The organism is Abyssisolibacter fermentans (genome assembly GCF_001559865.1).
In the GTDB taxonomy this organism is placed as follows: Bacteria; Bacillota; Clostridia; order Tissierellales; family MCWD3; genus Abyssisolibacter; species Abyssisolibacter fermentans.
Genome location: NZ_LOHE01000001.1, coordinates 1 through 12,877, shown reverse-complemented (window position 1 = coordinate 12,877; position 12,877 = coordinate 1). Strand labels below are relative to the sequence as shown.

Genomic DNA, 12,877 nt, shown 5'->3' with positions numbered 1-12,877 from the left:
CTTTAAGTTTTTGGTCGAACTTAACAATATCAGAGAATTTCAAATGAGTCACTTTTTAATTTTTGGAAATTCTATTTTATGCGTCATTTAATTATACAACTTAGCATTTTATTTACTTATGATAGCAAAATTTATAAACATAACTTTTTAATAAATTATATCTGTTTTTTAAGCATCAAAAAGGGAGGATATCATTAATTATTTTGATATCCTCCCTTTTTAAAAACTTTTATTTTATAGCAAACTCTAGTCTTCCCATGTATCCAGGAGCAATCTCATATTTGTCAAATACAATTACTACTTTTCCTTGTTCGTTTATATAGAATCTTTGATCATCTTTTATACCTTTAAAACCTCCTTCATTTGCTTCAAAGAATGAATTATCTGGATTTTTCTTTAATTCTTCTATTTGCCTAACTATATCTTCATCAATAATTTTTTTGTAATCCTTACCAAGCATATCGTCTAAGGTAATCATTTTATTGGTTTCTAAATTTATATTATAATAGTAATAATTTTCATATGAATAAGCCTGAGACACACTTTGATATACTATAAAAGATAATATTTTCTCATTAGCTAACTTCAATTCGTAATCTGATTTTATAGTAAAAGGACTAAAATCTTCTTCTTTTCCACCTGTTTCTACAAATGCTTTTTTATCTTCCTCAGCATTTCTTTCAGCCTCTTTAGTTAATTCAGCCATTTTAGCATGTATTTCATCATTTATTCTCTTCTCAAGTTCCTTATCGTTTACCCCTTCTATAGAAGGTATTTTAATATCTGCGTCTACAACTTCATTATTTATTTTATAGTCTACAAATGTAAATACTTTCGCAATATTACCTAATACTGGTATGTTAGCTATTTTTGAAGCAAATACTTCACTTGTATTTAAACCTACTGTAAATATACTACATGCTACAACTGTACCTGCTATAACCCTTTTAAAATTATTTAATCTCTTACTTTTCTTATTTTCCATATTACTTCTTTTTATTGTACTGTTCACGATATCATCCAACTCCTCAGGTATTTTTATTGATTTATATTTTTTAATAGCATTATCAAATTTCGGATCCATAATATTCCCTCTCCTTCAATATTATTCTAAGCTTTGAAACAGCAGAATAAATTCTCGTTTTTACTGTATTAATGTTGCAATCAGTCACTTTTGCAATATCTTCAATTTTCATATCCTCAAAATATCTCAGTATAATGACTGTTTTATGTATTTCATCTAATAAATCAATAGCATTATACAAATCTATTTTATCTGCTAAACTTACAGTTTCGGGCTCAGTTATATCACAGATCTCATCCTTCAATATTTCTTTTTTGTTTTTTCTGATATAGCTTATGCTTGTGTTAACAATTACTCTATACATCCAGGTTTTTATATAAGAGCTATTTCTTATTGTTTCAACTGATTTAAGAGCTTTGTATATTGATTCTTGCACTATATCAAGAGCCGCTTCTTTGTTTTTTACATAGCTATAAGCTAAACGGTAAAAATTATCTTGATTCATCTTAATGTAATCTACTAGTATTAAGTAATTCTTTTTATATGTCGACATATCTTAGGTAAGCCTCCTTACACTATATAGACGTGGTAAATAATAAAAAAGTTTTAGTAATTTATTTTTTTATTTAATTTTTACTTGTGTATAATATCATTTTAAACAACAAAATCAAACTTTTAATTATTTCCATCTATTAGACAAATATCTCTGATTCATATAAAATATATTTAGTAAAGGTATAAGTTAAACCAAAACAAAATATGCATTGACATAATAAAGGAGGATAACATTGAGAAACGAAAAAGAAGTATTTGATATGATATTAAATTACGCTAAAAAAAATGATGACATAAGAGCTGTACTCATGAATGGTTCCAGAACAAATCCCAATGCAGATAAAGATAATTTTAGAGACTATGATATTGTTTACGTTGTCAAAGACCCAAAAAAATATTTATCAGATAGAAGTTTTATTGATGTTTTTGGAAAAACCATTATCATTCAACAAAATAACTTATATCTAAATAATGATGAATACTATATATTTTTAATGCTTTTTGAAGATGGGGTGAGAATAGACCTCCAATTTTTCCCACTAGATCAAATAAATACTAGAGAATGTGACAGTTTAGAAGCAGTATTATTAGACAAAGATAATATTATCAGCGAGTTACCTACACCTAATGAAGAAATGTACTATGTTAAAAAACCATCTAAAAATGAATTTGAAAAAACAGTTAATAATTTCTGGTGGTGTTTAAACAATGTAGTTAAAGGTATTCACAGAGATCAATTATGCTATGTTAAATCAATGTATGACATTGTAATCAAACAAGATATTAATAAAATTATTGATTGGTACATTGGTATGAACAATGATTGGAAAGTCAATGTAGGTTTATTTGGCAAATACTATAAAAAATACTTATCTACAGATTTGTATGAACTTTTCAAAAAAACTTATGCTAATGCTAATTATGATGAAATTTGGGATTCAATAGATTATTCATGTGAACTATTACGAATGTTAGCTATTCCGTTATCAAAAAGTCTTAGTTATGATTATCCTATAGTAGATGATATAAAAATGAGTCTTTATCTTGAAAAGATGAGAAAATAAGAACAGGGACGGTTCATTTTGGAGTACCCCAAAATGAACCGTCCCTAAAAGAAAAAAGGAAGTGATCATTTTGAACGAAAAAATTCTTGTAGTAGATGATGAAGTAACTTTACTTGAAGTTGTAAAAGATTATTTAAAAAAAGAAAATTATGATGTCTATACAGCTATTTCGGGTAGTGAAGCTATTAAACTATTCAAGACAATTGAACCTGATTTTATTATACTTGATTTGATGCTTCCTGATATTTCTGGTGAAGATGTATGCAGGCACGTAAGAAAAATTTCCGCAGTTCCTATATTAATGTTAACAGCAAAAAGTAGTGAGGACGACAGAATAGAAGGTTTAGTTTTAGGTGCAGATGATTACCTGACTAAGCCTTTTAGTCCTCGCGAACTGGTTATGCGTGTCAAAGCGATTCTTAGACGAACTAAGGGAAATTTTAACCCATCAAACAACCCATCAGAGACAGTTCGTTTTGGGGCACCCCAAAAAGAACCGTCCCTATTAATTGATAAAAATGAACATGTTGTTAAAAAAAATGGTGAAGTAATAAACATTACTCCTAATGAGTATAAAATATTACTTACCTTAGCAGAAAACCCAAATCGCACTTTTTCTAGAAATCAACTAATTAACGCAGCTCTTGGTTATGATTATTTAGGTTATGACCGCACTATCGATACACATATAAAAAATCTTCGTCAAAAAATAGAAGATGATTATAAAGATCCACAATTTATCGTAACTGTTTATGGCGTTGGGTACAAATTTAAGGGTGAAAAAATATGATTAGCATTACAAAACAATTAAAAAAATATTTTATAATAATTGCTCTCGTATCTGTTGTCTTTATAACTCTAATATCAAATATAGGAATGAATTATTTTTTTAAAAACTATGTAGAAAATACTAGACAAAAAAATGACTTAAAACTAATTGAATATATCGAGGAAGTTTATGAATATTCTCATAAACTCAATCAAGAAGTCATGCACAATATTTTTTTTGAGGCACATAACGAAGGACTTGATATAAAAATAAAAAACATTGATAATGAAACAATATTTGATAGTCAAAACTATTTTGGTATGGGCATGGGAATGGGTAAAGGTTATAGAAATAATAGGAATAAAGCTGTAAATTTAGAATATAAAACATATCCTCTTTACAATAGCAAACAAAAAATAGGTTCGGTAGAAATAGGTAGACCCGCAAGTATATTTGTCACATCTGAGGATATTAGTTTTGTATATGCTATTAACGGTATCTATATAGTAGCTTTTGTTTTTTCTATTATAGTTGCTGTATTGATCAGCTTATATGCTTCAAAAAAGTTTTTAAATCCTATTTTGCTAATAAAAAACAATGTAACTACCATTGCTGATGAAAAATATAACCTCAATAAAGTTAGTACTAATACCCAGGAACTACATGAATTGTCAAAATCTATAGAACAGCTTGCAACCAGACTTGAAAATCAAGAAAATCTCCGCAAAAGATTAACCTCTGATGTTGCTCATGAGCTTAGAACGCCTTTGTCTACATTGCAAAGTCATCTTGAAGCGTTAATAGATGGTATATGGGAGCCAACACCAGAAAGACTGACTGTTTGTTATGATGAAATTCTTAGATTAACAAAGCTTATCAAGGATTTATCTGACTTATCCAGCATAGAAAGTACAGATATCAAATTAAATAAACAAGATATAGATTTATCTAAATTACTAAATAACGTAGTTGAAAATTTTATACCTCTAATGATGAACAAACAGATTATGATTGAAAAAGATATTGAGACTGATATTCACTTTTTTGGTGACATAGACAGGCTGAATCAAGTGTTTGTTAATTTACTTTCAAATGCTTATAAATATACTGAAAAATCTGGTAAGGTACTAATAAAATTAAATAATAAAAATAAAAAAATAACTTTTTTTATTCAAGATACAGGTATTGGAATTAAAAAAGATGATATCCCATATATATTTGAAAGATTTTATCGTGGAGATGTTTCAAGATGTCGCAAAACAGGTGGAACTGGTATTGGTTTGACTATAGTAAAAGCTTTAGTAGAAGCTCATGGTGGAAAAATCATGGTAGAAAGTGAACCTAATGCAGGAACTACTTTTATGATACAATTCTAAATTAAAATTTTCTACTCAAATCATGTTCTATAAAAGGCACTTTAGGTCGCTCTTCGAAGATTTATTAGAGACATCCTAGTTACTTATTGGTTTTAATTTTATTTCAAAACCACAAACAACTGCTAAAATAAATGTTCCAACCACTAAATTAACTAGGCTAGTATCTGAGGTTTCTTTGCTGGTGAATTCAACAGGCAGTTTTATCATCGCTTTTACACCATCAATAAAACTGCCTGTTGTCTGAACAAAGCAAAGATTCTCAGATACTTGCCCTTTCCACTAATTAATGAACCTACAATTTGTATTAATGTCACACTCACAACGCTTTACCCGAAAGAAAAAGCAACCACTAACCTAACAGAAGCTATATAACATCTGCCGTACACGACCTTGAAGCCTGTGTTTCAACCTCTCTAATATAATCAAGAAACACAGGCTTCACCGAGTTAGGTAGATGTTTTGTAATGCTTCCATTCAAAAAGTTCAAGCTAAATATCTTCGAAGCTCCAACCCTAACAAGACCTCAAACTATTTCTTGCCATCCTTTGTAAGTCACATGGCTCATTAATTTATACTTCAGCGATGCAAGGAACATCCTAGTTACACATTGGTTATAATATTATCAAGCTATTGGTTTAGTCAATTTTTTCTTCATATTTTCTTCAATTAATCTCCATAAGTTCTTCACATTTCTTTTCTATAATAGCATTACAAACAATAAATTAAATTATGGAGGTTGATAATATGAAAAAACTTTTAACACCAATCCTAATAATAGCTGTACTTGTAATAGGTGCAACTACCGTACTCGCTACTTCTTTCAGCACACCAGCTGAAATAGTTGGAAATCTTACAGGTAAAACATCTGAAGAAGTCTATGAGCAACACATAGACGAAAATAAGACATTTGGACAAATTGCTGCTGAGGAAGATAAACTTGATGAATTCAAAGATCAAATGCTTGAAAACAAAAAAGCAATAATTGAAAAAAGAGTTGAAGACGGTGCATTGACTCAAGAACAAGCAGATCAAATTACTAAAAAACTTGAAGAACAAATAGCAAATTGTGATGGAAATGGCACTCCTAGCAGAATTGGATGTGAGTATGGTGTTGGTTTTGGAAGAGGTCTAAATGGTAATGGTCAAGGTCAAGGTAAAGGAAATGGTATTGGTAGAGGCAATGGAAAAGGTGCCGGTAGAATGAATGGTAATGGAATGGGTTTTAACAGAAATACCAATAAGTAGAATAAAAAATAGCAATGGAGAGACTAAGTCTCTCCATTGCTATTTTTTATTCTACATCTCTCAAACGCTCAATTATTGTTAATTTACTAATGCTTTTATAACATAAGCGTGGAGTAATCATTCCAGCTATTATCAATATTATGCCACATGCTAAGGTTGGTATTACATTAAAGTTATATTCAAAGAAATTTACAATTCCTCCTATAGAATTTACAGCATAATATGTTATCGCAAGTCCCAATGTTAATATAATAATTGTAGTAAATAATCCATAATACAAGCCTTCAAAGGTTATCATCTTAATTAGCTGTTTTTTTGTCATACCTATACTCTCAAGCATTGCAAACTCCATTTTTCTTGATATAATACCTGTTAATATAGTATTGACAAAATTCAATAAACCAATTAGTGCTATAACACCGCTTAAAGTATACCCTACAGTTGAAAACATTGATATAAAGCCTTTATATTCATTAATATAATCATCTTTTGATATATATTCAAGATCTGGTTCACTAGCAATAATGCTATCTATACCATTTTTGACATCATTCATTTTATCGTCATCTGCAAATACTTGAGCAGACATTATCACTGGGTCTTTCACAATATCTTTAAATACTTTTGATGATGTAAATGCCTTATATCCAGTAGGAACAAATCTACCATTATGAAGTGTTTTTATTACATCTATTAATGCCATAACCTCAAATTCTTTTTCGGTACCGTCTTTAAGTTGAAGTGTTAACTTATCTCCTACTTTATAGTAATCACACCCAGCATAATGATTTATCAAAACATAGTTACCTGTTTTAAATTTTTCTAAATCTATTTTACCATCTATTACTTTACTATCATCATAAGCATTTAAACATCCTATATCTAAACCATAAAGTTGAACTCCTATACTACCTGTATTCACTGCTATCTCCATATTACCTTTTACACTTTTTTTGTTCTCAGCAACTTTTTGCATTATTTTTAATTTAGCATTATCCAATATATCCCTTGTATGACTTAAATATATCTTATCTACTCTTTTTACTCCATCAATTTTATCTATTTCGTCACATATATTTTCACTTAATGAGTCTGAGTCATCAAATTTCATACTGCTATAATAGGAATAATGTGCAATTGTAATATCTCCACGTATTAACTGTACTAAATATTTATCAATATCAAAGCCAGAGATCATTGAAAACACACAGCTAAATAATATTATACTTAAAGACAATGATGACAACACAACGGCTAACTTTTTCTTACTTCTTAAAACATTTGATAAAGCCATTTTATGAATTTTAGCACCATTTCTTGAATTTTTCTGTTTCTTTTTTATATTTACCCCTGTATATCTTACAGCCTCTATAGGGGAAACTTTAGAAGCTAGTTTAGCTGGTTTGTTACAGCTGATTAATACTGTAACAGCTGAGAATATACCTGCTCCTACAAATAACAAAGGATTACTTGAAATCACTATACTGCTTTCATTAATCGTGAAGCTCATAAGCATCATAGGAACTAATAATATTCCTGAAAAGTATCCAATGCAAAGTCCTATTGGAATTCCAATGATTGATAAATATAAGGCTTGTTTGCGTATAATTCTTTTAAGTTGTTTTCTTGTACTGCCAATAGTTTTTAACAATCCGTAGTATTTAATATCCCCTACAACTGATATATAGAATATATTATATATTAATAGATACCCGCTGAACATTATCAACAGCGTAATTATAACAAATGGTAATACTGTTGATAAATCACTACTTTCTGTTGACATATATGCCCAGTTAACAGCATATTGAAAATCCTCAATCTGTAAGCCTGTATCTGTTACAATTCTCTCTAAATTTGCTTTAATATTATTTTTATTATTGAACATTATACATATATCTATGTTACTATTATCGTATCCATCAAGAGCAGTGTATTGATTAATAAAATCTAAAGACACCAATGCCTCTCCTGCTGCTGATACACTCTTGTCTCCTTCCCAATAACCGCTTAATACAAAATCCTTTGTATAGCTTTTATCTAAAACAGTATAAGAAAGTGTAACTATAGCACCTATTTCATGCTTAACTTTTAATCTGTCTAATATCCATGTTGCTGTTACTATTTCATTTTCAGCTTTTGGGTAATCACCTACTATTGGTTTTGTAAATCCCCAATCCCCTGCATTTTTGTCACTATAACGTATTTCTAATGGTTTACTCCTAAACTCCTTATTATCAGCGTCTGTTAGATACATAGTTAATCCATGTTCTTTTATTAGAGGATGATTTTTAACCATATCATACTGTTGTTTGTTTATATGCTTAAATCCTCCATGAGCCATTGTTCCAACTTGTCTCATTGTTGCTTTTTCAGTTGTATCTACAATACTCATACCTATTGTAAACACACTTGTTATTAAAACTGTAGTAAGTATTATTGCTATGAGTGTAAAAATGTTTCTGGTTTTATTTTTCTTAAAGCTGCGTTTTGCAAGCTTGTTAATTACTTTCTTATTATTATTAGAAAACATATCTACTTCCTCCCACCTGTCACAATTTTGCCATCTTCTATTCTTATAATCCTGTCAGCAAGTTGTGCTATTTGTTCATTGTGGGTAATAATAATTATTGTTTGATTGAACTTTTCACTAGTAATCTTTAATAGTCCCATAACTTCTTGCTCTGTCTTGGTATCCAAATTACCTGTAGGTTCATCTGCAAGTACAATAGAAGGTTTAGTAGCAAGTGCTCTTGCAATTGCTATTCTCTGCTGTTGCCCCCCTGATAGATTACTAGGAAGATTGTTTAATTTGTTTGATAGCCCTAATGTATCAATTATTAAATCTAAATATTCTTTATCTACCTTGTTGCCGTCTAATTCTATAGGAATTACTATATTTTCATATACATTTAAATTTGGTATAAGGTTATAATTCTGAAATACAAAACCAATATATCTTCGACGGAATATAGTCAAATTATCTTCTTTCATATCAAATATCTTATTATTATCAACAATAACTTCTCCTGATGTAGGATAATCAAGTCCTCCAAGCATATGTAAAAGCGTACTTTTTCCTGATCCTGATGTACCCACAATCGCCACAAATTCACCTTTATTTATTTCTATGTTAACACCGTCTAACGCCTTTACTATATTTGGCTCACTGCCATAATGTTTTTTCAAATTAACAGTCTCTAATACTTTCATACTTTCCATCTCCTCGTTTCTTAGTATACTTTAATAATAAACTACCAATGTCACAAACACCTCACAGATTAAAAATAAAATCTCACAATTTTGTGAGATTCCTAAGGTATATTTATTTTACATTGTATCATTTGGTAGATAAACAGAAAATGTTGAACCTACCCCTTTTTGTGATGTAACTTTAATGTATCCGCCTTGTTTTCTAATAATTTCTCTTACTATATATAATCCTAGTCCAACTCCTTCTATTTCTGATACTTCAGTTGATCTGTAAAACCTTTTAAATATATTATTGATTTGGTCACTCTCTATACCTATTCCATTATCTTCAATATTAATCTTAGTAAACATTTCTCCATTAACAACTTTGACTAATATTTGTCCCCCTCTGTGGGTGTATTTGACTGCATTATCTAATATATTAAATAGTGCTTCAGCTATCCATTTCTTATCATGTTCTATAATATTAATATCTTTACATTTAACAGCTATACCTATATCTTTTTTCTCTGCTTTGACATAAATATTACTTACTGCCTCCGCAATAGTATCCTCTAAAGGACATCTAGTGCTGTTAAGTGTAATAATATCTGTCTCTAATCTTGACATTTTAATTAAAGCTTTTATCAGCCAATCTATTCTTTTTATTTGAGACTGCATATTATTTAAGAATTCATTTTCCTGTTCTTTAGTTAAATGGTCTCTCTCAAGCAATGTACTGTTATAAATACTCAAATTAGCTAGTGGAGTTTTAATCTGATGTGATATATCAGATATCAATGATTTAATACTGACTTTTTCCTTTACATATTGATTATGCTGACTGTTTATCATTTCAATAAGCTGTTTAAGTTTACTTTGTATTTTAGACATAAGAGTCTCGTTTACAACATTAAAATGAATATTAGTATCTTTTTTAATCATTTTATTTAATATAACATTTAATTCATCTGTAAATTTTACTAATTCTCTTCTAACTATAAGTACAAAACCAATTCCCAATATCAATATAGCTACTACAAACATAATACAGATATGCAATAGAGAATTCAAATGAACGGCTGCCCTTGGATACATTCCTTCTATATTTCCCATAGTTTTTATAATACTCATATAAAAAATCATACAAACTATTGTAACTAAGAGCCCCGTAAGGAAAAATATTTTTTCTGTTACTATAGACTTTATATTATTCATTATTCTTCACCTACCCACATATAGCCCATTCCATAAATAGTTTTGATATATTTAGGCTTAGAAGGTTTTTCTTCAATTTTATTTCTCAACCTGTTAATATTTACTGTCAGTGCGTGTTCATCTACAAAGTTTGAATCATTATCCCATAATTTTTCGAGCAAAACACGTCTAGTCATTACCTGACCCTTAGACTCAAACATTATTTTTAAAAGTTTATTTTCTGTTGGAGTAAGCGTAAGTACTTTATCCTTATTATTAATAATCATCTTTTCAAAATCAAATGACAAATCTTTATTTACTACTACCTGCTCTTTTTTTTCATTAACTCTATATCTTCTAAATATAGCTAATATTCGTTCTCTTAAAATACTGAGGCTGAATGGCTTAGTTATATAGTCATCTGCACCAAGCTTAAAGCCTGTAACAACATCAGATTCCATATCACATGCAGTTAGAAAAATAATCGGATTATCATAGTAATTCCTTATTTTTTCACAAAAATCAAAGCCATTACCATCTGGTAAATTTACATCTAATATTATCAAATCAATAGAAGCTTTGTTTAGCTCCTCTTGTGCTTCTTTTAAGCAATATGCAGAAATAACATTAAAACCTTCTTCCTGCAAATTAAACTTAATTCCTCTACTTAACATTTTATCATCTTCAACTAATAAAAGTGTCTTCATACACTTCATCTCCTATATATTAATTACTTATAATTTTCAAATTAGACTCTTTAACTAATTTCTATTATAACTTTTGTAATGCTATATATCAAAAATAATCAAATATTTAAAAAACAACATCTTTTTATTAAATATATATGAACTTTTTTTAAAAAGATATGAATATTTTTTGTAATTAATTCGCTAAAATTATATAATAATCTACATATTAGTACAAATACTACGCGTCTTAATACTATTAAAATGTTAAGACTGGACTTACTAAGGAGGATTTAAAATGGAAGGTATAAAATGTTTTTTAGAAAGAAGAAGTATAAGAAAATACACATCTGATCATATAAATGATGAACTTATAAAAAAGCTTTTGACAGCTGGTATGTATGCACCTTCAGCAGGTAACGAGCAACCTTGGGAATATATAGTTGTAAGAGATAAGGAGCTTTTGGTTGAAATTACAAAAGTTCACCCTTATTCAAGCATGTTAAAAGAAGCTGATGCCGCAATTATAGTTTGTGGAAATTTGAAAAAAGAAAAGTTCAAGGATTTCTGGGTACAAGACTGCTCTGCTTCAACTCAAAATATACTACTAGCAGCTCATACTCAAGGTCTTGGTGCAGTTTGGTTAGGTGTATATCCTGAAACCAAACGTGTTAAAGGTATTAAAAAAATATTCAACTTACCAAAACATATTACTCCACTTTCAATAATATCACTAGGTTATCCGTCAGAAAACAAACCTACACCAATCAGATTTAATGAGGATATCATTCATTATGATGAGTGGTAGAGTGATATTTGCTGTAATTCCTTAAAAATTTGATATAGGCAAGCTTTGTAGGTTATATAGCTCGCTATTTTTTGATTCAGCGATGTAAAAGATTTTTCTAACTCGGAGAAGGGCATATTTTTTCGGTATTTATAAGGTGCGTATACGAAAAATCTCTTACGCGCTTCTATTTATTTTTGGGTATTTTCTTTAGGGTCAAGCTTCGTAAGCTTTTCAATGAAAATACTCATTTATTTTTCCTTTCTCATTGGTGTAGGATCTCTCTAAGAATCTTCTACGGCTCCGCAAAGAGCTTGTTTCTAAATAAATAAGAAACTCACTACTCACTACGTTCCTATGAGTAAGTGATTCACTCAAAATCTTAGATTTTGGTTCTCTACTTAAAAGCGTTGAGAAAACAAGCTCTTAAAGTCGCTCTCCGAAGAAACCTTAGAGTAATCCTAGTTACTTATTGGTTATAACTAAGAAATCTTTTTTAAACCTGTGAAAATACAAACTTCATAAAATCAGGTAGATGTTTTATCTCTTTAATTCAAAAATTTTCAAGCAAAACCTTCGAAGCTCCAACCCTAATATGACCCCAAATTCCTACTACAATAACTATTACCACCAATATACTATCTAGGTAAGTATCTGAGGTTTCTTTGTAGGTGAATTCAACAGGCAGTTTTATCATTGCTTTTATACTATAAATAAGAACTGCCTGTTGTCTGAACCAAGCAAAGATTCTCAGATACTTGCCCTCTCCATTAGGTTATGGATTACCATTATGTAATAACTTCGTACTTACAAAGGCTTACCCTAAAGAAAAACTAACCATTATATTATTTAGAAGCTACATGACATTTTTTGACCACGACATTGATGCCTATATTTTTTCATATTTATATAATCAGAAAAATATAGCATCTCCGAGTAAGAAAAATGTCTTGTAAAGCTTCAACACATAAACATTGAGCTA

At 29.4% G+C, this 12,877-nt stretch carries 13 protein-coding genes; 5 read left to right on the top strand and 8 right to left on the bottom strand.

The genetic code is table 11. The features are described 5' to 3' along the window. Positions 1-229: 229 nt before the first annotated feature. Together AYC61_RS00055 and AYC61_RS00050 are read right to left on the bottom strand one after the other, a co-directional pair. On the bottom strand, positions 230-1,084 hold the full coding sequence (locus AYC61_RS00055; RefSeq protein WP_066494829.1) for a DUF3298 and DUF4163 domain-containing protein: 855 nt from the start codon (positions 1,082-1,084) through the stop codon (positions 230-232). Continuing rightward, positions 1,068-1,577 carry a sigma-70 family RNA polymerase sigma factor gene (locus AYC61_RS00050; protein ID WP_066494826.1) on the bottom strand — a complete coding sequence of 170 codons (510 nt, stop codon included), beginning with the start codon at positions 1,575-1,577 and terminating at the stop codon, positions 1,068-1,070. Before AYC61_RS00050 ends, AYC61_RS00055 begins: the two co-directional genes overlap by 17 nt. Positions 1,578-1,812: 235 nt before the next feature. On the opposite strand from AYC61_RS00050, the gene AYC61_RS00045 reads away from it, so the two are divergent. The 3 genes from AYC61_RS00045 (at position 1,813) to AYC61_RS00035 (ending at position 4,788) form a co-directional block, all read left to right on the top strand. After that, positions 1,813-2,643: an aminoglycoside 6-adenylyltransferase gene (locus AYC61_RS00045; protein ID WP_066494824.1), complete on the top strand. Its 831-nt coding sequence runs from the start codon at positions 1,813-1,815 to the stop codon at positions 2,641-2,643. A 64-nt stretch (positions 2,644-2,707) separates the two neighbouring features. Beyond that, the gene (locus tag AYC61_RS00040) at positions 2,708-3,433 is read left to right on the top strand and encodes a response regulator transcription factor (RefSeq protein WP_420806795.1); all 726 of its coding nucleotides are present in this window, start codon (positions 2,708-2,710) and stop codon (positions 3,431-3,433) included. Further along, on the top strand, positions 3,430-4,788 hold the full coding sequence (locus tag AYC61_RS00035) for a sensor histidine kinase (protein WP_066494816.1): 1,359 nt from the start codon (positions 3,430-3,432) through the stop codon (positions 4,786-4,788). Before AYC61_RS00040 ends, AYC61_RS00035 begins: the two co-directional genes overlap by 4 nt. A 75-nt stretch (positions 4,789-4,863) precedes the next feature. Here the strand turns inward: AYC61_RS00035 and AYC61_RS21935 are convergent, their stop codons facing one another. Then, positions 4,864-4,995 (bottom strand): hypothetical protein, encoded by a 132-nt coding sequence (locus tag AYC61_RS21935; protein ID WP_275935204.1) that lies wholly within the window; start codon positions 4,993-4,995, stop codon positions 4,864-4,866. A 537-nt stretch (positions 4,996-5,532) separates the two neighbouring features. Between AYC61_RS21935 and AYC61_RS00030 the strand changes: the two genes are divergently transcribed. Then, positions 5,533-6,033: a DUF2680 domain-containing protein gene (locus AYC61_RS00030; RefSeq protein ID WP_066494813.1), complete on the top strand. Its 501-nt coding sequence runs from the start codon at positions 5,533-5,535 to the stop codon at positions 6,031-6,033. A gap of 46 nt (positions 6,034-6,079) precedes the next feature. Here the strand turns inward: AYC61_RS00030 and AYC61_RS00025 are convergent, their stop codons facing one another. The 4 genes from AYC61_RS00025 to AYC61_RS00010 all read right to left on the bottom strand — a co-directional run bounded on the left by AYC61_RS00025 (position 6,080) and on the right by AYC61_RS00010 (position 11,129). Further along, on the bottom strand, positions 6,080-8,566 hold the full coding sequence (locus AYC61_RS00025; RefSeq protein WP_066494805.1) for an ABC transporter permease: 2,487 nt from the start codon (positions 8,564-8,566) through the stop codon (positions 6,080-6,082). Between the two features lie 2 nt (positions 8,567-8,568). Further along, complete coding sequence (locus tag AYC61_RS00020) at positions 8,569-9,246, bottom strand: ABC transporter ATP-binding protein (RefSeq protein WP_066494803.1); 678 nt, start codon at positions 9,244-9,246, stop codon at positions 8,569-8,571. Between the two features lie 117 nt (positions 9,247-9,363). Next, complete coding sequence (locus AYC61_RS00015) at positions 9,364-10,443, bottom strand: sensor histidine kinase (protein ID WP_066494800.1); 1,080 nt, start codon at positions 10,441-10,443, stop codon at positions 9,364-9,366. After that, entirely contained in the window at positions 10,443-11,129 is a 687-nt protein-coding gene (locus tag AYC61_RS00010; protein WP_066494797.1) for a response regulator transcription factor, read from the bottom strand. The genes AYC61_RS00015 and AYC61_RS00010 overlap by 1 nt, the downstream gene beginning before the upstream one ends. A 286-nt stretch (positions 11,130-11,415) precedes the next feature. Between AYC61_RS00010 and AYC61_RS00005 the strand changes: the two genes are divergently transcribed. Next, positions 11,416-11,916 carry a nitroreductase family protein gene (locus AYC61_RS00005; RefSeq protein ID WP_156456273.1) on the top strand — a complete coding sequence of 167 codons (501 nt, stop codon included), beginning with the start codon at positions 11,416-11,418 and terminating at the stop codon, positions 11,914-11,916. Between the two features lie 532 nt (positions 11,917-12,448). Here the strand turns inward: AYC61_RS00005 and AYC61_RS20855 are convergent. Next, positions 12,449-12,592, bottom strand: coding sequence for a hypothetical protein (locus AYC61_RS20855; protein ID WP_156456270.1), 144 nt, complete (start codon positions 12,590-12,592; stop codon positions 12,449-12,451). Between the last annotated feature and the right edge of the window lie 285 nt (positions 12,593-12,877).